This is a genomic window from Aerosakkonema sp. BLCC-F183 (genome assembly GCF_041929145.1).
GTDB lineage: Bacteria > Cyanobacteriota > Cyanobacteriia > Cyanobacteriales > Aerosakkonemataceae > Aerosakkonema.
In genome coordinates this window covers 1-23,787 of record NZ_JBHFNU010000069.1, presented here as the reverse complement: position 1 = coordinate 23,787, position 23,787 = coordinate 1, and the positions used below count along the sequence as shown (strand labels likewise).

Genomic DNA, 23,787 nt, shown 5'->3' with positions numbered 1-23,787 from the left:
TTAAACTTTATTAAACTCAAAACTCTTACATTCAAAGCTCGAAACTTTCTGATACATTTATGCGACACAACTCGATATATTATCGGGCAGTGCAACAATAGCTACACCATCATCATTGATAGTGTAGGAGGTATCCCTCAAAGCTTTCAGCAAAATACCGAAAGCACCATTAAAATCCCGTCCAATAGTATGATTACAGACAGGACATTTAAAGACCTTAGCTCCACCTAGCTTTTGATGAATATGACCACAGGACGTGCAGGTTTTACTGGTGAATTCTTCCGTTACGTCGATGACGTTACAGCCATTCAACTCAGCTTTTTGTTTCAAATGTAGCTTAAATCGGTAATGCGCCCAATTCAACATTTGCCTTGCCGTCTTAGCTCTAATCTTACGTCGCTTTTTGTTGGTCATTTCCGATGTTTCAAAAGTAGGCAGCAAGATGTATTGGTAATTATTAACTAACCAATGGCTGACTTGTTTGTGACACTCGTCAACCAAGTTTCTAATTTGGCTCCTCAGTCGTGCCGCTGCCTGCCTCATTTTTTGCCTTTGATGGCGAGAAGAACTTCGCGCAATCCGACTCATTAAAGCATCAAGATATTGGCACAACCTTGCGATTCTACCCATATCACCCTTCCCGAATTCAACAAACTGATTGCCGTCGAATCCAGTCAGGAAGGAGCGTACACCAGGGTCAAGAGCAATAACTTGACCAGATAGTTGCTCATCGCGTACTGTACGCTCCTCCAGAAATACCGCAAACCATCCATCCTTAGTTTTGATTAATTTAGTGGCGTTCTTGCTACTGCTTGGTAATGGCTCGCTTGCGATAAATGTTAGCCCTTTAGTCAAGTTAGGATACCATCTACCTGACTTGTAATTAGAGTGATTAAACTTGATTGTTTGTCTTGGCGCTTTAGCACTCCTAAACTTACAATCCTTTGCATCTGTATATGCTTGATGTGCGTCAAATATGGCATTCTGTCTAATATGGCAGGGGGTTGATTTGACCCACTCTGTCAGAGCGGAATTCATGATAATGTTGCGAAGCTTAAGTTTAGATACCCTCCCATTTTTCTTTTGATAGGCAATTGCTTGATTGAAACAATAGCGACAAGCCGCTAGCCACTTATTCCACTCTTTCTTTAGATTTGAGTCTGGGTAAATCCTGATCTTCTTTGACCTGAGACTTATATTTTCTGAGTCCGTAGAGTCGGCTGCTAAAACAGTGGAGGATGGCGAGGATATCCTCAACCATTTCTGCCTCTGGAGATAAACTTGTTTCATTGAGAACCACGATTTCACATCCGTGTTGTTCGCATATCCATTGATACAATTCAAATCCAAACCTAGCGAGTCGGTCTTTATGGGCGATAATAATGCGTCCGACAGTTCCTTGCATGACTCGTTCCAGTAAGGCAAGAAGCTTTTTTCTTTTAAAGTTGAGTCCCCCGCCGATTTCGCTAACGATTTCTGCGTCTGGGTAAAGGTTTGCAATAGCTGCGATTTGTCGGTTGAGGTCGGACTGTTGGGCGCGACCGGATACTCTTGCGTAGATAACGGTAGAGCGAGATCCAGACTTAGCTGTGTATGATTGGACATCATATCTTCGTTGACCGGAAGGGGTTTTGATCGCTTGGATCTTTCCTTCTTTTTCCCAACGGACGAGGGTGCGGAAGTGTACGCCGAGTTGCTCGGCGGCTTGTTTTGGCGTGACATACTTAACGATATACTTTCTCCTAGTTCTGGGAATTAGTATATCATGATTAGTCACGTTGTATCACAATTAAAGTATTAAATTTCGTCTCTTTCTATTCTTCTTGAGGAGATTTAGGTATGACGCTTCCATCTGAAAGCCCAAATACCTGGTCTGAAAAACTTTTTGCAGGGGGTGGCGAGATGAGAGCGTTGATGCGATCTCACGACTGGTCGCAAAGCACGCTCGGTGGCGTCGAAACCTGGCCAGAGAGCTTAAAAACAGGGATTCGGATTATCTTAGGCTGTCGCTACCCAATGTTCATCTGGTGGGGGCCACACTTTATCAACCTGTACAACGATGCCTATATCCCGCTTTTAGGGCAGCGTCATCCATCGGCGCTAGGGCAATCGGCAACAGAAATTTGGGCAGATATATGGGAGGTGGTTGGGGTACAAGCCGAGTCTGTTTTACAAAAGGGCAATTCATCGTGGAACAAGGAATTGCTGCTGTTGACGGAACGCAATGGATATTTAGAAGAAGCTTACTTTACCTTTTCTTACAGTCCGCTCCCGGAAGATAATGGAGAAAGCAGTGGTGTATTTGGTGTCGTCACTGAGGAAACGGAACGGGTTTTAAGCGATCGCCGCCTGCGGACGTTGCGGGAATTAGGCGCACAGACAGCATACGTCAAGACTGTAGAGGAAGCCTGCCAGATTTCCGCTGATGTTTTAGCCAATAATGCCCAGGATATCCCCTTCGCCCTGATTTATTTGCTCGACGCAGATCGCAAGGAGGCTAGACTCGTCAGTACGACTAATTTAGAGATCGGAACTCCTGTTAGTCCCAGTGCGATCGAGCTTTCACCGAACGATGAAACATCGGATTGCTGGTCGCTCAACTCGGTTTTAGCAACAAGAGAAAGCCGAGTTATCGACAATTTAATCGATCGCTTTGGATTGCTTCCCGGTGGTGCGTGGGATGAATCCCCCAACAATGCGATCGTCTTGCCACTAACTCGACCCGGACAAGAAATACTGGGGGTTTTGATTGCTGGCATTAGCCCGTATAGACCCCTCGATGATGATTATGAAGGCTTTTTTGACCTAGTTGCCGGACAAGTAACGACCGCGATCGCCGATACCCTCACTTACGAAGAAGAACGCCAACGCGCTGAAGCATTGGCAGAATTAGACCGAGCTAAAACCATTTTCTTCAACAATGTCAGCCACGAATTTCGCACGCCGCTCACCTTGATGTTGGCACCTGCCGAAGATGCTTTAGCCGATCGAGATAATCCCCTTTCGCCCAATCAACGGCAGCGCATTGAAGTCATCCAACGCAACGGGTTACGCCTGCTGAAGCTGGTTAACACCTTGCTGGACTTCTCGCGCATCGAAAGCGATCGCTCTCAGGCAGTTTACGAGCCAACTGACTTGGCAAGCTTTACGGCTGAATTAGCCAGTGTATTTCGTTCTGCGATCGAGCAGGCAGATTTGCGTTTGGTGGTGGATTGTTCGCCGCTACCCGAACCAATTTATGTCGATCGCCAGATGTGGGAAAAAATTGTCCTCAACTTGCTTTCCAATGCTTTAAAATTCACGTTTGAAGGTGAAATTACAGTAAGTTTGCGATTAGTAGAAGCAGGCGATCGAGCCAAACCAGAACAGGAAAAAGATATTCATAACATCCTCATTACCCGATTTATTGAACTAACTGTAAAAGACACGGGCATAGGTATTTCAGCCGCAGAAATTCCCCACTTATTGGAGCGATTTCACAGAGTAAAAGGAGCAAAAGGACGCACGTTTGAAGGATCGGGAATTGGCTTATCGCTGGTGCAAGAATTGGTAAAACTGCATGGCGGAACTGTTCGAGTTAGCAGCGTTGAGGGAGAAGGCAGTTGCTTTACCGTATCAATTCCCACCGGATCGGCTCATCTTCCTCAAGAGCAGATTGGTGGAGAGCGAACCTTAACCTCAACAGCAATGGGAGCAGTTCCCTATCTGCAAGAAGCATTACAATGGTTGCCAGAAGAAGGGGAAAGCGAAAATATTAATTCTGCCGCTCCCCTGCGACCCCGCTCCCCTAATGCGCGTATTTTGCTAGTAGATGACAACGCCGATATGCGCGACTACGTGAAACGTTTGTTGAGCGAGCGATGGCAAGTTGATACGGCTGCAAATGGCGCGATCGCTTTAGCAACGATCCAGAAGCATCCACCCGATTTGGTGTTGAGCGATGTAATGATGCCAGAAATGGATGGGTTTCAATTGTTGCAAGCACTGCGATCGCACCCTGACACAAAAAGCATTCCGATCGTTCTGCTATCCGCACGCGCAGGCGAAGAAGCAACAATTGAAGGATTGGAAGCGGGAGCAGACGATTACCTGATTAAGCCTTTCTCCGCTCGCGAATTGATCGCACGCATCAACACGCAATTGCAAATGTCACGGTTGCGCCAAGAGCAATCCGCTAGCCGCTTAAAGAATGAGTTTCTCCTAACCGTAACCCACGAATTGCAAGCCCCCCTAGCGGCGATTCTAGGTTGGGTACGCTTATTGCAAACCCAAAACTTTGATGAAGCTAAGACGGCTCGTGCGCTAGCAACGATCGAGCGCAATGCCACGATTGAAGCAAAATTAGTGAAAGATTTGCTGGATCTTTCCAGCATTATCGCTGGAAAGTTACGCTTAAAATCTCAACTCGTCGATTTGGTGGTTCTGGTACAAAACGTTGTTAATACATTTCGCGAACAAGCTGAGAAAAAGAACATTAAATTAATCGATATAAGAGCGAATTTGGCAATCGGTAATATTTTTGCAGATGGCGATCGCATTCGACAAATTATTAATTATTTACTGGATAATGCGATCAAATTTACTCCCGAAGGAGGAGAAATTGAAATTGAGTTGTCATTAGTCACGGTTGATTTGCCCTTAATAAAAAACCGAACGACAAATGACAAAGAACTGTTGACAAATTACGTTCAGATCGCCGTCACCGATACTGGCATTGGCATCCGTCCTGACTTTCTGCCATTCGTTTTCGATCGCTTCACTCAAGCTGAAGTACCCAGCCGTCACTCGCCGGGAGGTGTAGGCATTGGACTGGCAATTGCTCGTCTCTTGGTTGAATTGCACGGAGGTACGATCGAGGTAGCCAGTGAAGGCGAAGGACGAGGAGCAACGTTTACCGTCAGGCTGCCATTGACGCATATAACTGAACTGAATTGAACCGCCCACCCACAGAAAGTGTAAATTCTATGCAGCGCGAAAGAGACAACCAGCACCCCACTAGCGATCCGTTGCAGGTTTCAGACGCACTCCTGCGGGCAACGATCGAGAATCTGCCAGGTGGGGCGCTGTTTGTTGTCGATCGCGACTTGTGTTATTTGCTGGCGGAAGGCGAAGCCCTGGCAACTGCCGGATTCAAACCCGAAGACTTAGTTGGCCGCACAATTTTCGAGGTGCTGGCACCCGATTTAGCTGCAAGTTACGAACCGATGTACCGTCAAGCACTCGCAGGCGAACCGTTTGAGCACGAACACGATGCCCACGATCGCACCTACATCTCGCGGGGAACGCCGCTTCGGGCCGATAATGGGGAGATCTATGCGGTGCTTGTCGTCTCTTACGACATTACCGATCGTAAAAAGACTGAAGCAGCCCTACGAGAATCGCAAACCCGCTTCAGACAAGTTTTTGACAATAACATGGTAGCGATGGGCATTTGGACTCCTGCGGGTGCCATCACCGATGCTAATGACGCGCTGCTTTCTTCGATCGGCTACACTCGCACAGACCTGGAAGCGGGTGCGATTCGTTGGAGTGAATTAACGCCTCCGGAGTACCACGATCGCGATCGGCAAGCCATAGCCGAAGTCAAGGCGAAGGGCGCTTGCGTACCCTATGAAAAAGAATTCATTCATAAGGATGGACATCGGCTGCCAATTTTGATCGGTAGCGGACGTTTTGACGATCGTACCGGCACAGGAATCTTCTGCGCCTTTGATATCAGCGAACAGCAAGCTGCACTTCGTGAACGCAAACAAGCCGAAACATCCTTACGCGAATCGGAAGCAAAATATCGCACGTTGTTTGAGTCGATCGAGGAAGGGTTTTGCAGCATCGAAGTGTTGTATGACGCAGATGGGCAACCTGTTGACCATCGGATTCTGGAAGCGAATCGGGCGTTTGAAAGACACACTGGCTTAATCGATGTGAAGGGCTCCTTAGCGAGTGAGTTGATGCCGGGAGTCGAACAATTTTGGAGTGACTTTTACGCACGAATTGTTGCCACAGGCAAATCCGAGCGATTTGAGCATTACTCGCCCGCATTTAACCGTTGGTTTGATGCTGAAGTTTCCCGCGTTGGCGACGAATCGCTGCACCGCGTTGCGGTTATTTTCCAAGACATTACCGAACGCAAACAAGCCGAAGCTGCCTTACGCGAATCAGAAGCAAAATATCGATCGCTATTCAATTCGATTGACGAAGGCTTCTGCCTGATCGAAATGATATTTGACGAGAGGGACAACGCCGTTGACTTCTGCTATCTGGAAGTCAATCCGATGTTTAAGCGGCAAACCGGACTCAAAAACGTCGTTGGCAAGTTGGGCAGCGAGGTTGCCCCCAACACAGAATCTCACTGGTTCGAGGCTTATGGCAACGTGGCGCGGACGGGTGAGCCGCTGCGGGTAGAAAACTACAACGCCTTTACGGGACGGTGGTATTCGGCTTACGTCTCGCAAGTCGGCGGGGTGAGCAGTCGTCGGGTGGCGATCGTCTTCGATGATATTACGGAACGCAAACGCTACGAACAGCAGCAAGCCTACTTGCTCCAATTAAGTGATGCTCTGCGATCGCTCTCTGATGCCGTTGAAATTCATACAACGGTGACGCGCATTGCTATGAACTTTTTTGGCGCGGATCGATGTTACTACTGCGAAATGATTGACAGCAACGCCATCATTCGGCGGGATGCCTCACGCGAAGATTTGCCGACCGTTGCGGGTGTGTACCCCCTCAGCAGCTTCCCCATCCTCAAAGCGGTAGTTGATGCAGGTCGTCCTTTTGTTATCGAGGATGCCCATACGACGGACTTACTGGATGAGTCGTTGAAGCAACTCTGTTGTGAGTTGCAGGTTATCTCCTTTATAGATGTGCCTGTCATCAAGGCGGGAAAGCCGATTGGCGTTCTCTGTATCACCCAGACCACACCGAGGAACTGGACAGCGTTTGAGACAGAGCTGGCGCAAGAAACCGCCGAGCGGATATGGGCTGCCGTAGAACGCGCCCGTGCCGAAACATCCTTACGCGAATCGGAAGCCAAATATCGATCGCTGTTTAATTCGATCGATGCAGGCTTTTGCATCTTCGAGATGCTCTACAACGATGCGGGCGAGGCGCTAGATTTCCGCTACATCGAGACAAATCCAGCCTTTGAGCGACAGAGCGGACGCAGACCGCAGCCCGGTCAAACGATGCGGGAACTCTTCCCGGAAGCGGAGGATATGTGGCTGAAGGACTACGCGGAGGTCGCCCGCACCAGACAGCCGAAGCGCTTCATCGACTTCCACGGAGACCTCGATCGCTGGTTTGATGTCTTTGTCTTTCCCACCAGCAACGGTAACAACCAACTCGCGGCACTCTTCAGCGATGTCACAGAACGCCAACGTGCCGAAGCACAATTGCGTCGTGCGGCTGAGATGGACGCTTTCCGGGTGAAGTTGTCGGATGCGCTGCGATCGCTTTGCGATACAGCAGAAATTGAAGGCATTGCTTGCAGGCTGCTTGGTGAAGAACTTAAATCAGACCGGGTATTTTATTCAGAGATTAGTGAAGCGGAAGATTATGTGAAAATAACCCAGGATTACCTCGGTGGTGATTCACCAACGCTTGCTGGAATACATCCGCTATCTGCTTATTCCTGGGTAATACCGCTTTATTACAAAGGCGAACCCATCATTATTTCTGATGTATACAATACTGATTTAATTCCGCCAGCTGATTTGCCTGCGATGGAAGCGGCTCAGGTTATTTCCTATATCCTCATTCCGCTGATTAAGAACAATGTTTTAGTCGGTACGCTTACAGCCAGTGAATCTGTTCCACGCCAATGGAATGAATACGAGGTTGCGCTTCTGACTGAAACCGCTGAACGTATTTGGGCAGCGGTGGAGCGTGCCCGCGCTGAAGCAGCCTTACGCGAGTCGGAACTTGAGCGAGTTCGAGAACAATCTGCCCGCGAACAGGAACGCCAACGCGCTGAAGCTTTGGCAGAACTCGATCGCGCCAAAACCCTCTTCTTCAGCAACATCAGCCACGAATTCCGCACGCCGTTAACGCTGTCATTGGCTCCCCTAGAAGATGCTTTGAGCGATCGCATTCATCCCCTCGCCCCAGTTCATCGAGAGCGGTTAGAACTGGTTCACTGCAACAGCCTCCGCTTATTGAAACTGGTCAATACCCTGCTCGACTTCTCTCGCATTGAAGCCGGACGTATGGAAGCGGTTTATGAGCCGACAGATTTGGCATTGTTCACTACTGAACTCGCCAGTGTATTTCGTTCTGCGATCGAGCGAGCGGGACTGCGGCTAATTGTCGATTGTCCACCGTTACCAGAACTCGTCTGCGTAGACCGGGAAATGTGGGAAAAAATTGTCCTCAACTTGCTCTCTAATGCCTTTAAGTTCACCTTTGAAGGCGAAATCCGAGTCAGTTTGGGTTCTGCTGATGGCGATCGAGCCATCCTCCAAATCCAAGACACTGGCACTGGTATTGCCCCAGAACACCAGCCCCATCTGTTTGAGCGGTTCTATCAAGTCCGAGCTACCCAAGCACGTACCCACGAAGGATCGGGGATTGGGCTTGCGCTCGTGCATGAACTGGTTCGATTGCACGGCGGCACAATTGAAGTCAGTAGCACTTTAGGAGAGGGTACTTGTTTTACAGTATCTCTATTGTTTGGGACAGAACACTTGCCGAGCGATCGCCTTCAAGATGAAGGCGATCGTATCCAACCTACTCGTACCCAGGCATCAACTGCAATGGGTGCTGCCTCTTATGTAGAAGAAGCAGAGCGATGGCTTCCCCAATCTCCTTTAGAAAGGGGGGAGCAACTATTCAATGTCCCCTTTGTTAAAGGGGATTTAGGGGGATCTCCAGAATCAAACTATTCCGTTCCCGCCTCTGCGCGTGTACTTTTAGTTGATGACAATGCCGATATGCGGGAGTATCTCACCCGTATCCTTAGCGAACACGTTCAAGTGGAAGCTGTGGCAGATGGAGCAATGGCTCTGGCAATCGCTCAAGCACGAGTACCAGATCTCATCCTGAGTGATGTGATGATGCCAGGACTTGATGGTTTTGAGTTGCTTGAGGCTTTACGCTCCGATCCACGTACCAGAGAGATTCCGATTATCCTGCTCTCTGCCCGTGCGGGAGAAGAAGCGATCGTCGAAGGACTGGAAGCAGGCGCAGATGACTACCTAATCAAACCCTTCTCAAGACAAGAACTTGTCTCTCGTGTTACTGCTCATCTTCAGACGGCACAACTACGGGGGGAAGCACTCCAGCAAGAACGATCGCTCAGCCGCAGAAAAGATGAGTTACTATCAACAGTCTCTCACGAACTGAACACTCCCTTGGTGGCTATTTTGGGTTGGACGCGCCTGCTGCGTGCAAATCCCCCCAGTCAAGCAATGTTGAGTAAAGCGTTGGATACGATCGAGCGCAATGCTACGCTGCAAGCCAAACTCGTACAAGATTTGCTGGATATATCCCGCATCACCGCAGGCAAACTGCGTTTGAATCTTGAGCCTGTCGAACTAAAATCGGTGATTGAAACGGCGATCGCAACTGTGGCTCAAAGCGCACAAGCTAAAGCGATCGATCTGGTTTGGTGGGAAACTACTGCACAAAGCGATTCTGTTATTGTCATGGGCGATCGCGATCGGCTTCAACAGGTTATCTGCAATCTGCTCACCAATGCCATTAAATTTACCCCAGAAGGTGGGCAAGTAGAGGTTTCATCACTCACCGATCGCAAAAGACAAATGGCTAATGAAGATTATGCTGAAATTCGTGTTACAGATAGTGGCATTGGCATCTCGGCTGAGTTTCTGCCATTTGTGTTCGATCGCTTCCGTCAAGCCAAAGATTCAAATGCAGTGAAGGGGTTGGGATTGGGATTAGCGATCGCTCAACACCTAGTCGAACTCCACAACGGCACGATTCACGCAACAAGTGCTGGCATTGGGCAAGGTGCAACCTTCATCGTTAGACTACCTCTCCTTTCGGAGTAATCAGTTTTTAATGATGATTTTTGACTAACCATGAATAGTTCCAGATCTAGCCGCTCTTGTTGTCTCACTAATGATTTATCTAAAACATTGAACTTGACGATCGCCTTTATACTGAACTTGTGTTATTATTTAAAATATCCGATTTTTTGAGAACAAACAAGCTACCATCTCCACCACGTCCAATTCGGCAATCTCGATCTAAATAAGTAATATCAAGCGTGGCAACTCGACCGACTGGATTATTAGCAGCTACAACTTTGAATGGTTCGAGTTGAGGCGTATTAATGCCGATGATTTTATCAATTGATAGATAGCGTTTGTCAAAGTAGACGTTGATGCGTTTGTCTGGGACAGGTGATGAATCTTCTACAGAAGGCTCAAAGCTAGCTGTCACTTTCACATATCCCGATAATAATCCTAAATAATGTTGGACAAAAGCAATATTGAAAAACTGTTTGTTGCTGACATTAATCACTTGATATACTTTGCCCAGCTTTAATCCCAATGGTAGAGAAACTAAAGACCGGATTTCTCTAGCAGTGGAGTATTGCAGTTGCCAACTTCCCTCTAGTAAAGAAATAGCATTTACCAAAGGTTTCGGATTGGGGTTGCAACTTTCTAGTTGAGCGGTCAACTGTGCGATTTCTGCGGCGGTCGTTTTGTCTAGCTGCACATCGGTAATCGGCGAGCCATCTTTGTTAGTTTGAATAGAATCAAGCGCAGCTTGTAATTTTTCTTTTAAAGGGAGTAGATTATGCAAAGATTGACACCTAGCTGTTGATAGCGACAATATTTATTATTCTGGAAAAATGTCTAGTAATCAACCATCATTCACGAACAATGCAGAAGTAGTCGTAATTGGTAGCGGTATTGGCGGTTTGAGTTGTGCTGCCATATTAGCACGCTATGGTATTGATGTCACCGTAGTAGAAAGCCATTCGATCGCAGGGGGTGCGGCTCATGCTTTTGAACGCAATGGCTATCAGTTTGATTCTGGGCCATCTTTATATTCTGGTTTGTCCTACACCCCTTCCCCCAATCCCTTACCGAAAATTTTGGGTTTAAAGCCTCGGCGTTCTACGCCGACTTTGTGTTATAATTAGTGTGAAAGCTCAAAATCAAAGACTTCGGCGCAAGTTACTTTACAGTTTTTGTAAAGGCGATCGCGTGATACCTCTTTTATCCAACTTTTGCTCCAGTTCTATAATAAAAGCAAAGTCTTCTGGTGGTAAAAGTTGGTTGCTGCTGTGGGCTTCACCTCCAAAAGCTTCGTTTTCTAGAAAAGAGAACGCCTGTCTAAATTGATGCGGATTTGTCTGAATAGGGGCATGAAAATGGCAGGGAATAATCTGCTGGAAATTCCAACTTGCTACCTTGTCAGCCCAGTCAAGGGTTTTCCTCGGTGCGTGGTCGAGAATGAAGGTTTGCAAAATGGGAGCTACAAAAGGTCTTCCACCTCCTCGCAGTCGTGAGAACGATATCTTCCAGTCCTCTTTCCATCGGAACGGAAACAAACCAAAATAAGCTTTTCTCGACCTATCCGGTGCTTTCAAGGCATCGCGAAACGCCTGTTTGAGCGATACTGGCTCCAATGCGCTCGGTGCGAAGTAAAGTGCAAATAAGCAAATGCGCTGCCATCCTTTGCGGCGGTTTTCCTCGCTATCAGTAATTACATTTAAGGCAGTGTCTCTGGCGTGGAACAGCAAGGGATAGGGGTCTAATTGAACGATTGGAGGCGGTTCTTCTGGCACTGCCAGCACTGTATCTGTTAGCAGCAGCGTGCGCGTATTTTTGTGGAACAGTGCCACTTCCACAAACGACCCGCGTCCGAGATTGATATCCAATATGGCGTACTCAAAATCATCAGCAAAGGGTGCCAAGTTGCTGTCTTCCGGTAGTATGTGAGTTCGATTTCGAGGAAAACCCAGCCAACTTAAAGGCAAGTTTATGGGATAACTCCACTGAGAAGGTGTTACAAACACCTGCGCCCAAGGAAATTGTCTGGCAAAGGGGCCAACAAAAACTTTGTGTTCCAAGCCAGAGGCAGTTGGCAGGATGATGTACTTAACATCGCCGTGAATAGCTTCTAATTCCCTAACTAGGCGTATGCACTCTTTTGTGGGCGCAATTGGCGCATAAACTAGCAGACCGCCTTTTGAGAGCTTGACAGCGGTCATGCGAATCGGTACGGCAGTGTACAAGATGCCTTGTATTTGATCGAATGTCCAGACGCTATCTTCGATCGCTTCTGTACGAACTGTACGGCGCTTGCTGTAGGGATAGAGCGGCACCAGAGGCCAAAAATGCCATGACCAGTCTCCAGAATTAATGCTCGAACTAACCTGTTGCTGTTTGATTTTTTGCCCTTTTGGAAGTGATTCGATCGATTCCACGCTTCTCTCTCCCATCTCCTAAATTTTTAGATATGGAACTTGAAAATTATCTGTAAGGTTGTACTTGCAAGGTTAGAATTGGGACATCCAACGATCGCAGATGTGGCAGTTTTCCCTGATGTTGCCCTCCCTCCTGATGGTAAGATTTTCCCAGACAATTATCCTCATGTTTTGGTTTGGTGCGATCGCAACAACTTTAGGGGGCAGGGGGCAGGGAAGGGGGCAGGGGTATTTCTACTTTTCCACAACTCTTTCTAACAGGATATACTTCACAACATCAATGAGGAGAAATTCACAATGGAAACTAGACCGCCTTTACCTCCTTTTACTTTGGAAACTGCAAGAGCGAAAGTACAAGCGGCTGAGGATGCTTGGAATACTCGCGACCCCGAACGAGTTGCGTTGGCTTACACGGAAGATTCAGTTTGGCGAAATCGGGCTGAATTTTTCACTGGAAGGGAGAAGATTCGAGAATTTCTCACCCGTAAATGGAATACAGAACTGGATTATCGACTTAAAAAAGAAATATGGAGTTTCACCGATAATCGCATCTCTGTCAAATTTGAATATGAATATCATACCGATTCCGGTCAGTGGTATCGTGCTTATGGCAACGAACAGTGGGAATTTGCCCCGAATGGATTGATGCAACGGCGAGAAGCTAGTATCAACGATCTGCCGATTCTGGAATCGGAGCGCAAGTTTCGGTGGTCACGTTAGTTGTGACCGAACATAACTATATTCTGCCTTGAGAAACACTAAAAATGTCACAATAATTTTAAATTTTCAATTTTATTAGTATGCAACAGCAGGAATTTCATCACAACCTTGTAAATAGTCTTCAATCTGCTTTGGGTTTGCTGGAACTCGATCGAAACTCCCAGCTTTACCGAGATGTGACATCTGTCTGCAACCATCTCGCCAATCCCGGTTTTCGGATTGCTGTTTTTGGCCCGTTTAATTACGGCAAGTCAACCTTAATCAACGCTATCCTGGGAAACCGCGCTTTGCCGATCGACATTATCCCCACTACCGGTGCTGCTATTTACGTCAAGTACGGAAATGAGCTCAGAACTCGCATTACAATGACGAATGGCAGAGAAATTAATGAAAGCGGTACGGAAATTCTCAAGCAATTTGCTATCCTAGATGGCGATCGCAGAATGCGAGATGATGTCGCCTCGGTGCAAGTTTTTTGTCCTCATCCATTTCTGCAAAATAATGTCGAATTACTCGACTTACCCGGAACGAACGATCGCGAAGAACAAGACAGTTTAGTGCGCGACAAACTCCTCACCGCAGATTTAATCGTGCAAGTGTTAGACGGTCGTCAGTTAATGACATTAGGGGAACGAGAGAAATTGCGCGATTGGCTGTTAGATAGAGGCATTAAAACGATTGTTTTTGTTGTTAACTTCCTCAACTTACTCGAACCGGAAGACCAAAAAGAAGTTTACAAACGTTTGCGTTTTTTAGCCGAAAGTTTTCGCGCCGATTTACCGACAAATATCAGCAACCTTTATCGCGTTGATGCGCTACCTGCTTTGAGAGCGAGATTAAAAGGAGATGTCGCGGCTGCACAAAGTAGCGGACTGGCTGGTTTTGAATCGGCTCTACAAAGTATTTTAGCAGTAAAACAGGAGCAAATGGGCGATGTGCGGCTGCCGCGTGTCGTTGCGATCGGCTCTCAAATCAAGCAAATATTACAAGCCAAAATACAACCTCTTGCCACCGAAGTAGAAACCGCTGAAAATAAGCGCAATACCAAAATTCAGATTCAACAAAAAGCCGAAAATCTAATTAAACAAGGATTTGCAACCAGCGTTAAAGAATTCCGAGACTGGCTGCACGAACAAACAATTTTATATCGCTATCAATCCGAAGCCACCGCCGCACTTCAACAAAATCAATTTATTACCTGGGAACGCGACTTTTTCAAACCAACAGTGGAAAAACATCAACAGGAAATTGTCAAATGGATCGGCCAAGCTTGCGAGTTTTTCAATTACACTCAACCCGCAGAACTATCAATTTCATTTCCATCGCACCCACAAGTAACTTTACCGAATAAACCAACAAGTTCGGATAATCTAAGCGATACTGCTCCCGTAGCTGTAGCGACTGGTTTGGGTTGGGTTGCGGGTGGGCCAATAGGAGCGGCAGTTCTTGGCGGTGCAGCTTATCTTTTGAATAAAAATATCAAACAAGACAAGCAAGGATCGTCAAGCAATGCTTATCAAAATCAAGCTGCACAACTTTATACCGATGCGGCAAAAGATTATCTAACTCGCTTCAGTAGCGAAGCGCTTTCAGCACTGCACCAGTATGAAGAAAAAGCCGCAAAAGTTCTTAATTTTAAAATCCCCGACCTGACGCCAGAACTTACCAACAAGCGCCATCAACTAAACTTGTTAAATACTTGCTTGCAGAACCTCGATCGAGAATTGCAATCTATCAACTGAGAGCGTGTCCCGTAGCATAAAAAACCCCTCTCTTATCTGCGTTCATCTGCGTTTATCTGCCTACATCTGCGGTAAAAATTTCACCCTCGATTCCCACAGATAATTTCCGCATTACTCATCTACTACCGATGCAACCGGACACAATATGACACAAACTTTGTCCAGAGATAGCACAGATATCCCCGATTTCTGGGAGAAGTCGGGGATATCGCCTACCTATCGTTAACTTTCGATCGCTCCCACTCTAATGTACATTAATAGTTAGAGATGAAAAAACTAACAACATTTTATTTATGACCAACATTGATAACTACAACTCGATTCACGTTCGCAACATGGAAATTGATGACCTTGCCCCCGTGTACCACTTGGGCGAAGATGTGTTTACCAGCGATTTGTATCCTTATTTATATCGAACGTGGGATGAATGGGAGGTACTCGGACTTTATAATACCGACCCCGAATACTGTTTGGTTGCAGAAATAGACGATCGACTCGCAGGTTTTATCTTGGGAACGATTATTAACAAGCCATCGTGGACTTATGGATATATTATCTGGCTGGGAGTTAATCCTAACTTTCAGCGTCGGGGTGTGGGCGATAAACTGGTTGATAAGCTAGTGGAACGCATGATCGAAGATGGGGTGCGTTTCATGATGGTAGATACCGATCCGGCGAATATCCCAGCAGTGAAATTTTTTAACCGCAAAGGTTTTGGCAATACCCGTCAGCACGTTTTCTTATCGATGAATTTAAGCAAGCACGATTATTATGGCAGATTGATTTCTTACGAACGAGAAAAAGCGGAAAGGGCAGCCTACAGTCGATCGCGTCGTCGCCCCACCAATAAACCTCAAGAAATTGTCAGCGAAGCCGCTAGCAAAGTAATGGTAACCGAACCCTCATCGCCTGCTGATGACAGTGCCGATCGACCCTCACTTTCATAATACATATCGCTGACTTGCTAATTTACTCAAATATCACACAAACAAATGCCAGAACAGCAACTTCATTGGCAAATTCAGCCAAAAATTGAACCGCCAGAGTGGTTCGTTCAAGCAGTCAGACAGTACGCAGAATTACCGGGAAATTATGCTGCCCAATTGCTATGGCAGCGCGGAATTCGCGACGCCGAACATCTGGCAGGATTTTTGAAACCCGATCTGTACAAACCAGCCAGTCCCTTTGAATTCGGTCAGGAAATGCACTGGGCGATCGAAAGATTGCGGCAAGCTATAAATGCGGTTGAACTTGTGGCAATTTGGGGAGATTTTGATGCCGATGGCATCACTTCAACTGCCGTTTTATGGGATGGATTGGGACAATTTTTTGCCCAAAATATTAACTTATTCTACTACGTTCCCAATCGCCTGACAGAATCCCACGGATTGAACTGTCAGGGAATTGCTGCCCTCGCGCAACGGGGAGTAAAACTGATAGTTACTTGCGACACTGGCAGCACGAATTTGAGCGAAATTGAATACGCTCGTGAATTGGGAATCGATATAATTGTCACAGATCATCACACGCTGCTGCCAGAACGTCCACCAGTAACGGCTATGATCAATCCCCGTAATTTGTCGCCGTCACACCAGCTATTTAATCTTTCCGGAGTTGCTGTTGCTTATAAATTGATAGAAGCGCTTTATCAAACTCTGCCAAATATTCCCAAACAGCCTTTAGAAGATTTGTTGGATTTAGTAGCAATTGGGTTAATTGCCGATTTGGTTAATTTGAAAGGCGATTGTCGCTATTTAGCACAATTGGGAATAGAAAAACTGCAAGAAGATTTACAGAAACCGCCAAAATTGCGGCGGCGTCCTGGCGTCGGAAATTTGCTGGAATTTTGCAAGAAAAGTGGCGATCGCCCAACCGATATTTCGTTCGGAATTGGCCCCCGCATTAATGCTGTCAGTCGCATACAAGGGGATGCTAGCTTCTGCGTGGAATTGCTCACCAGTCGGGAGATCGATCGCGTCGAAAAATTGGCACGGGAAACCGAATTAGCTAACGCCCGCCGCAAGTCATTACAAAAAGATGTCGAACAGCAAGCAGTCCAAAAATTAGCACAATTAGATTTATCGACAACTAGCATTATTGTACTCACAGAAATGGGTTGGCCTGTGGGCGTTTTGGGTTTAGTCGCCGGTCAAGTTGCTCAACAAACCGCTCTTCCCGCCATTCTATTAAGTCTAGAAGAAGCCGAAGCCGAAGAAAACATAGAAAATAATGAGGAGATTCCTCAATCTAAAATCCCAAATCCAAAATCTAAAATTGCTAGGGGTTCTGCGCGATCGGTCAATCAAATCGACCTTTACCAATTGGTGAAAGCTCAAGCGCACCTTTTAGATCGTTTTGGCGGTCATCCCTTGGCGGCTGGTTTGAGTATTCCCGTTGAGAATATTTCCCTATTTACAGAGGCGATAAATCAACAATTGCGACAACAAATTGGCGGAGAAGACGGTAAATTAGGAACCAGAATAATCTCAGCAGATTTGGTCGTAACTGTAGCTGAGTTAGGCATAAATTTGTTTCGCGAACTGAAACTTTTAGAACCCTGCGGTATGGGCAACTCCGTACCGCAGTTGGTAATTCAAGATTGCTGGTTTGAGAATATCAAGAATCGCAATATTCAGGATGCAACGGGAAAAAAGGTTCAATATATTAAAACCGAGTTTCAAATTTGCGATCGCTCTGCTCAAATTGGATTTCCCGGTGTTTGGTGGGGTCACTACAAAGACGAAATTCCGCCAGGACAATGCGATGCAGTTGTAGAACTTGACTTTAACACCTACAATAAGCGCTATGAAGTGCGGTTAATTGCTGTGCGATCGCGCCAATCAAACTTTACCTTATTCAGTCCCGATCTCAGTCAAACAGAGTGGATTTTAGACTGGCGAAATAAAGCAGATGAATTGCAAATAGACCATTTAAAGCTGCCAATTGAAGAAGACATCATTCAATCGGAAATCTCCAATCGGAAATCTCAAATTAATGAGAAAACTTTGATAGTTAGAGAATGTCCGAGCAACTGGGATGATTTGCAATTGTGGTTTCGACGCGCTTTGCAGACAAAACAGAAATTAGCCATTGCTTATCCACCACCGCCTCAAATACCTCCCAGCCAAGTTTGGCAAAATCTCGTAGGAATTGCCAAATATCTCAGCCGTACCGGTAAAACAGCTACACAAGCTCAATTGCAACAGAAACTCGGTATTGGCGATACTACCTTGCTCTTAGGGTTGCAAACATTAACTCAAATAGGTTTTGAGGTCAAAAATGGGGATGGTAACTTTAAGATTACGGGAAATACTCAGTTAGACGTATCGAGTTTGGAGGGGCAAATTTATAGTGCGATCGCACAATTTTTAGCAGCTGTGCGAGAAGAACAATTTCGCCGCCAGTATTTCTATGAAGTTCCTTTAGAGATCGTTCGATCGGTAGTCAACCAAAACACTTTTTTTCAAAATGATTAGGTTAATGACTATCAATTTATTGATAACTCTAACCGCGTTTGAACGGGGATACCAATGAAAGGATGCGATTTCGCATCCGGTGTATTTTTAAATCTATGTATTGGCGCTGCAAAAGAGTTTGCCGACTTAAATTGGATGCGCTGCACCAACGTTCGTAGGCTGGAACTGCTACATCGGTCAGGAAATTTCGCCATCGTTTAACCAGGTTTTCCGGCTGAGTTTCTTCAGCACGAACTCGACCATTTTCGACCATAGCATGACGCAGATTTTTGTCATCTCGAAGGCGCACCAAAGCGGCGATCGCTTCTTGAACCGAGGTTACCTCAATAAAATCCAGTTCGTTTTTGCGTTCGGTTTGGAATGAAGTCTCGCGACCTAGAATTGCCGGTAAACCAGCGTGCCAAGCGTTATACAGCTTTGTCGCGGGTTTTGAGGTGTAATATTGCTCATCGAAGCTACGCACAGCCAGAATAGCATCAATATCGCTGAAGTCGTGCCAGCGATCGCGATTGACTATTTGAAAACGCAAACCCAATTCCTTGAGTTGTTCGTGCCAAGAAGGTTCTTTTAATTCCGGTGCTAAATTTCTTTCATGGCCAAAATAAGCAATATTTTCAAAGCGATCGCCACGTACCGGATCTCGTCTAATTAGCCCCGGCTAGCCATTCATTAGCCCCGGCTGTCGCCAAAGCGGTAGATAATAATTCTGCCACAAGACTTTAGATTGGATGTGCAACTGTCGAGGATTTTGCACCACTTGTAAGTGCGTGTAGGGATGTGGCTCACGTTCTGCCTGCAAACAAACAATTAGTAATTTTTGTCCGGGTTTCTTTAACCTATCTGGAAGAGAGTCTCGATGAGCCAAAACAATCCCTTCCGTCGGCATTGTTCCGACGAGCTCGCAGGGAAAACTATCGGCTTTCAGATAAAGGTAGGTTTGTAGAACCCAGGAATATATACCGCGCCCAAAACCCCGCCAGTACGTATCGGCACTCTTCGGAATTTCGCCTTCAGGCCAGTCAGATTGAGGAATGTAAAAATATATTGGCGGTAATTTATCAATCATAGAGATGACTGCGGTTTTATTTGTTTGATAGTTTCCACTTTGCTGCTTTACCCAACGCTCTCGGCACCCCATATAATTTGCTAAAAAACAAATTCCACAGGTATCCATACTGGGGAAAATATTTAACTAAAAGTACATCTGAAATCACATGAAATCTCGGTGGTTTTAGGGCAGCAGGCTTATCGATGTATCTAATTTGTTCTGGTTTTGGCATCCAGTGACCGATAATGGCATCCTTCTCAAAGAATTTAGCCTGTACAAATAAACCCAACAAGCGATCGAAACCAGTTGAAGGTATCCAGGTGATCGCTCCCAGTACTTTTGTTGCCTGCGATAAATCGGGAAGGGCTTTTTGAACTAGCTCGTTTTTCCAAACAATATTATTGAAATTCTCAAAATGATAGCCAAAATTATCTTTTCTCTCTCCAAAAGGCCATAATATGTATTGAATATCCAAATTTTTGTCTAAAGGAGCGACTGGAATTTCCAGCAATCCCCGATAATTTCCTTGCTGATAAGGATAGGGATTTTCTGGTGTTTTTTGGCAGACTTCCAGTTGAGTAACGTCAGGGATAGCATCCCATTCTTTTTTAATGCGTTCCTCATCTTTAAAATCAATATTCTCCTTTTTCAACCTCAGCACCCAACTTTCAGGAAATTGATGAAAATAGTTCTTTGTTAATTCTTCCACATCTGGATGTACGAAGTCATCATCATCTAAAGCCAGAACATATTCGCCAGTAGCATTTAGCAAACCGACAAACCGTTGCATCATCTCGCCTTTGTAAGGGCTTGTTAAAATTTTGACTCTGGGGTCATCTACCGGTCGAATTGGGATGTTGGGGTAATAAACTAAAACAAATTCAACATTTCCCTTTACCTTCAATAACTGTTCTAACCAATAATCAGAATATTTGCCTGTAGTAGGAGTAACAATAGAAAGAATAGATTTTTGCTTCATTTCCACAACCCCAATTAAATTATTTACAAAATCTCCTGTAGATTTGCTTGGCGTTCGCACTGTCTCTTTACCGTAAAACCTTGCGCCTGCCAAGCTTTGAGGTTTATCTCTGTTAATTTAGTCAATTCCGAACATTTGGGAGAGTAAAATTGACTGATGACAGCCCAGGACAAACTGCGAGTCAATCCCCAGGCAGTTAAGAGAAATGACTCCCGATTGCCAGGAATCCCCTGCTCTTTAACGATATCTGGTTCTACCCAAATTCCATGCGATCCTAAGATAATTTGCGCCAACCACTTCGCCCTTGGCAAATGGGTGAGAGAGGTAATCAATTTCACCTTATGAACCTGCCACTGACTGAGGATTGGCTGACTGAAGTAAAAGTTACCAAAAGTGGTCTTAGCACACTTTTCTAACAAAACATTTTGCATAGGAGCATTTGCACGTCGAAAAATTAGCAAAATGCAGGGGTCTTTTGAGCCTCCAGAAATAATTATTGGGGTTTGGGGATATTGTTTTGCCAATTCAGCTACATAAATCTCTCTGGTGATACTACCTCCCAGTACGAGAAAAGCATCGACAGGCCCTTGCGATGCCTTCTGCAAAATTATACCAATATTTATCAGCCAAATTCCCAGTATGAGGCATAAGCCACTCAGTCCTACCAAAACAAATCGATTGCGAATTAAACCCAACAGATTACGGCGAATCGAGATTTTTGGCTGCATAGGAATTTTGAAGACGACGATCGCGCATACTTTCTATTCTGCCTTAATGTCCTGTCGATGTGCTGCCAAGCTGGGTAACAAGATGAACCAGTTCTGGCAAAATCAGTTTTTCTACAGCCAGTTTTACCGCATTGGTAGAACCGGGAACAGAAAATACCAGTTTGTTTTTATACACCCCGGCTACTGCCCTAGATGCGATCGCCCGCGAACCGATTTCCTGATAACTCAGCCAGCGAAACAACTCCCCAAAACCAGGTAAAGTTTTTTCCAGCTTTCGTTCGATCGCATCGTAGGTCGTATCTCGTGGCGCAATGCCAGTCCCGCCATTAAAAATCAAAGCTTGCAAATCCGGGCGATTACCCAAGCTTAACATTTGTTCTTGAATCTGCGTCGGTTCATCCTTGAGAATTGCATAAGCTGCTACCGCATGACCTGCATCTAACAGTAACTCTTTAATTAAATTGCCACTGCGATCTGTTTCTGAAGTGCGCGTATCGCTGACAGTAATTACCGCGCAATTTACAGTAATATTAGATGAATCGGGATGAGGAGTTTTAGTCATACTTGCTGTTACTTATTACCGCTCGGTCATCGGTCAACTTGACCGATGACCGACGATCAATTATGATTTGGTAAATCCTAAACCATGCTCTTCAGCATAGCGATTCATGAATCGCATAAAACGATCCCATTCTTCAACCGATTTCATCCCATAAAAAGCTTCCAGTGCCTCTGGTTTACCGTTGATGAATTTAGCTTTTACATCCTTTATGACTAATTCGCCTTCCTCATCAATCAGGTACATCCCAGTAATCTCGTCTGTGCTGGTTTGGCTCAGAGCCTTGGGATTTTGGAAATAAAACGTAGCCGTACCGTTGCTGTTATCCCGCGAACGGGTGAGCTTAACTTCGGGCACGACGTCTTCATTGATGCCTCTGGAAAACTGAATTTGAGCCATGATTGCTATTCACATATAAATCGGTTTATTAATTATCTTCTCATTAATGTTACTCTCGCGAGCATATTGACATTGCTCTTGCAAGGGACACTCACCGCAACGAGGCTGCCTAGCTGTGCAAACTGCCGCCCCAAAGTCCAACAGCGTCAAATTCCACATTCCCACATTTGTTGCAGGTGCAACTTGTTCCACCGCCGACTGTAGTTCTTGCGATCGCCATTTTACCCGACCGCCGGACAATCCAAAAAACCGCTCGAAAATCCGCGCTACGTTGGTATCCAGTACCGCCTTGCGCTGTCCGAAAGCATGGGCGCAGATCGATCGCGCTGTATATTTTCCCACACCGGGCAATTTCAGCAGCTGAGCTTCTGTTTTGGGGATCTTTCCCTGATAATTTTTCAAGATCAGCTGGGTAGACTGACGCAGGCGATCGGCCCGAAACCTAAGTCCCAAAGGCTGCAACAGCATTGTAACATCTTCCTCTCGCGCAGCAGCTAAGGCATTAAGCGTAGGATATCGCTCCATAAACCTCTGGTAAACTGGAGCAACTGTATCTGCATTCGTCTTTTGCAACAAGAATTCTGCCACTAAAATTGCATAAGGGTCTTTTGTCCTGCGCCAAGGAAAATTTCGCAAATGCCCACAAGCCCAAGCTTTTAACTGGCGGCGAAACCATCTCAATTTGCTAATTGGTAATTGGTTATCAATCATTTCGATTTTGGATTTTAGATTTTGGATTTTGGATTACTCCCTTCCCACTGGAAGGATTTTTCCTCGTTCCCAGGTTGAACCTGGGAACGATTTCTATGAGGCTCTGCCTCCAGATTATTTAAAATAATGGAAAATATCTTATTACTATTCTCCTGGAAAAAACTCTGAATCTAATACTCGCTCTAAACTATAAGAACATTCAACAGGAAAATCTTCGTAGTCCAAAGACGTTTCGCGCACAGCTAAATCCAGTCCATCCTGATAACCTTCCTCTAATGCTTCAGGTAAAAAAGGCTTTAAACTGGGGCTTTGTTTAAGCAATCTGTGAATACGACGGCGCTGTGACCGAATCGTGGCCAACCAACTTTTAGAGCGTAACTCACACTGGAATTCCCACTTAAGCAGATGTCCCAATAAAACTCCCAAACGATTTATCAATTCCTGTCGTTCTTGCTTACCCAAAGATGCGATCTCCTCAACCAAATTCGGAATATCTAAACAATTCCATATCCCATCGCGAAGAAACTTTGCTTGTTCCTGCGTCCAAGCGTAGAAATCTGTTTCGTACAGTCGAGAATTCACCTTAAATTCTTGGTAGGTTTCATTCATGCGATCGCCTCTTATTTCAATTGTTTAAATTTACTCAATTTGTGCGCCTGGGAAAAACTGTGAATCTAATACTTGCTCTAAACTATAAGAACATTCAACAGGAAAATCTTCGTAGTCCAAAGATGTTTCGCGCACAGCCAAAGCCAACCCATATTGGTAAGCTTTCTCTAATGCTTCCGGTAAATAAGGCTTCAAGCTAGGACTTTCTGCAAGCAAATCAGAAATTTTATAGCGTTGCTCTCGAATCGTAGCAACCCAACTTTTAGAACGATGACTGGACTGAAATTCCCACTTTAGCAAATGCCCTAACAAAACGCCCAAACGATTCCTCAATTCCTGTCGTTCTTGCTTACCCAAAGATTCGATCTCCTCAACCAAATTTGCGATATCCAAAAAATCCCACTTTCTATCTCGGA

Annotated in this window: 19 protein-coding genes and 1 pseudogene; 7 read left to right on the top strand and 13 right to left on the bottom strand. The window is 45.6% G+C overall.

What is annotated here, in order from left to right:
• Positions 1 to 57 precede the first annotated feature (57 nt).
• Together ACE1CD_RS20730 and ACE1CD_RS20725 are read right to left on the bottom strand one after the other, a co-directional pair.
• Positions 58 to 1,170, bottom strand: a complete 1,113-nt coding sequence (locus ACE1CD_RS20730) for an RNA-guided endonuclease InsQ/TnpB family protein (RefSeq protein WP_374826139.1) — start codon at positions 1,168 to 1,170, stop codon at positions 58 to 60.
• Positions 1,133 to 1,732 carry an IS607 family transposase gene (locus ACE1CD_RS20725; protein WP_374826138.1) on the bottom strand — a complete coding sequence of 200 codons (600 nt, stop codon included), beginning with the start codon at positions 1,730 to 1,732 and terminating at the stop codon, positions 1,133 to 1,135. Before ACE1CD_RS20725 ends, ACE1CD_RS20730 begins: the two co-directional genes overlap by 38 nt.
• A gap of 107 nt (positions 1,733 to 1,839) precedes the next feature.
• On the opposite strand from ACE1CD_RS20725, the gene ACE1CD_RS20720 reads away from it, so the two are divergent.
• The gene (locus ACE1CD_RS20720) at positions 1,840 to 4,935 is read left to right on the top strand and encodes an ATP-binding protein (protein ID WP_374826100.1); all 3,096 of its coding nucleotides are present in this window, start codon (positions 1,840 to 1,842) and stop codon (positions 4,933 to 4,935) included.
• Positions 4,936 to 4,964: 29 nt separating this feature from the next.
• Positions 4,965 to 10,007 carry an ATP-binding protein gene (locus ACE1CD_RS20715; protein ID WP_374826099.1) on the top strand — a complete coding sequence of 1,681 codons (5,043 nt, stop codon included), beginning with the start codon at positions 4,965 to 4,967 and terminating at the stop codon, positions 10,005 to 10,007.
• Between the two features lie 106 nt (positions 10,008 to 10,113).
• Here ACE1CD_RS20715 and ACE1CD_RS20710 read toward each other — a convergent pair whose 3' ends face one another.
• The gene (locus ACE1CD_RS20710; protein ID WP_374793939.1) at positions 10,114 to 10,767 is read right to left on the bottom strand and encodes a PAP/fibrillin family protein; all 654 of its coding nucleotides are present in this window, start codon (positions 10,765 to 10,767) and stop codon (positions 10,114 to 10,116) included.
• Between the two features lie 49 nt (positions 10,768 to 10,816).
• Between ACE1CD_RS20710 and ACE1CD_RS20705 the strand changes: the two are divergent.
• Positions 10,817 to 11,107: pseudogene (locus tag ACE1CD_RS20705) on the top strand (phytoene desaturase family protein); the annotation flags it as partial.
• Between the two features lie 42 nt (positions 11,108 to 11,149).
• On the opposite strand, the gene ACE1CD_RS20700 reads toward ACE1CD_RS20705, so the two are convergent.
• On the bottom strand, positions 11,150 to 12,400 hold the full coding sequence (locus ACE1CD_RS20700; RefSeq protein WP_374826098.1) for a DUF4336 domain-containing protein: 1,251 nt from the start codon (positions 12,398 to 12,400) through the stop codon (positions 11,150 to 11,152).
• A 297-nt stretch (positions 12,401 to 12,697) separates the two neighbouring features.
• Between ACE1CD_RS20700 and ACE1CD_RS20695 the strand changes: the two genes are divergently transcribed.
• The 4 genes from ACE1CD_RS20695 (at position 12,698) to recJ (ending at position 18,338) form a co-directional block, all read left to right on the top strand.
• A complete protein-coding gene (locus ACE1CD_RS20695) occupies positions 12,698 to 13,120 on the top strand; it encodes a DUF1348 family protein (protein ID WP_374793941.1) in 423 nt (140 codons plus the stop codon).
• 80 nt (positions 13,121 to 13,200) lie between these two features.
• Positions 13,201 to 14,862: a dynamin family protein gene (locus ACE1CD_RS20690; RefSeq protein WP_374826097.1), complete on the top strand. Its 1,662-nt coding sequence runs from the start codon at positions 13,201 to 13,203 to the stop codon at positions 14,860 to 14,862.
• A gap of 293 nt (positions 14,863 to 15,155) precedes the next feature.
• Complete coding sequence (locus ACE1CD_RS20685; RefSeq protein WP_374793943.1) at positions 15,156 to 15,809, top strand: GNAT family N-acetyltransferase; 654 nt, start codon at positions 15,156 to 15,158, stop codon at positions 15,807 to 15,809.
• Positions 15,810 to 15,854: 45 nt separating this feature from the next.
• On the top strand, positions 15,855 to 18,338 hold the full coding sequence (gene recJ, locus ACE1CD_RS20680; RefSeq protein WP_374793944.1) for a single-stranded-DNA-specific exonuclease RecJ: 2,484 nt from the start codon (positions 15,855 to 15,857) through the stop codon (positions 18,336 to 18,338).
• 28 nt (positions 18,339 to 18,366) lie between these two features.
• On the opposite strand, the gene ACE1CD_RS20675 is transcribed toward recJ, so the two are convergent.
• The 9 genes from ACE1CD_RS20675 to ACE1CD_RS20635 form a co-directional block, all read right to left on the bottom strand.
• On the bottom strand, positions 18,367 to 18,867 hold the full coding sequence (locus tag ACE1CD_RS20675; RefSeq protein ID WP_374793945.1) for a glycosyltransferase: 501 nt from the start codon (positions 18,865 to 18,867) through the stop codon (positions 18,367 to 18,369).
• A 129-nt stretch (positions 18,868 to 18,996) separates the two neighbouring features.
• Positions 18,997 to 19,404 (bottom strand): hypothetical protein, encoded by a 408-nt coding sequence (locus ACE1CD_RS20670; RefSeq protein ID WP_374793946.1) that lies wholly within the window; start codon positions 19,402 to 19,404, stop codon positions 18,997 to 18,999.
• A gap of 16 nt (positions 19,405 to 19,420) precedes the next feature.
• Entirely contained in the window at positions 19,421 to 20,365 is a 945-nt protein-coding gene (locus tag ACE1CD_RS20665; protein WP_374793947.1) for a glycosyltransferase family A protein, read from the bottom strand.
• 23 nt (positions 20,366 to 20,388) lie between these two features.
• On the bottom strand, positions 20,389 to 21,093 hold the full coding sequence (locus tag ACE1CD_RS20660; protein ID WP_374826096.1) for a YdcF family protein: 705 nt from the start codon (positions 21,091 to 21,093) through the stop codon (positions 20,389 to 20,391).
• A 43-nt stretch (positions 21,094 to 21,136) separates the two neighbouring features.
• Positions 21,137 to 21,655, bottom strand: coding sequence for a molybdenum cofactor biosynthesis protein B (locus ACE1CD_RS20655; protein WP_374826095.1), 519 nt, complete (start codon positions 21,653 to 21,655; stop codon positions 21,137 to 21,139).
• 60 nt (positions 21,656 to 21,715) lie between these two features.
• Complete coding sequence (gene psb28 / locus ACE1CD_RS20650) at positions 21,716 to 22,051, bottom strand: photosystem II reaction center protein Psb28 (protein WP_374826094.1); 336 nt, start codon at positions 22,049 to 22,051, stop codon at positions 21,716 to 21,718.
• Positions 22,052 to 22,060: 9 nt separating this feature from the next.
• Positions 22,061 to 22,762: an A/G-specific adenine glycosylase gene (locus ACE1CD_RS20645; RefSeq protein ID WP_374826093.1), complete on the bottom strand. Its 702-nt coding sequence runs from the start codon at positions 22,760 to 22,762 to the stop codon at positions 22,061 to 22,063.
• A gap of 144 nt (positions 22,763 to 22,906) precedes the next feature.
• Positions 22,907 to 23,371 (bottom strand): DUF29 domain-containing protein, encoded by a 465-nt coding sequence (locus tag ACE1CD_RS20640; protein ID WP_374826092.1) that lies wholly within the window; start codon positions 23,369 to 23,371, stop codon positions 22,907 to 22,909.
• Between the two features lie 30 nt (positions 23,372 to 23,401).
• A partial coding sequence (locus tag ACE1CD_RS20635; RefSeq protein ID WP_374826091.1) for a DUF29 domain-containing protein occupies positions 23,402 to 23,787 on the bottom strand: 386 nt, incomplete at its 5' end.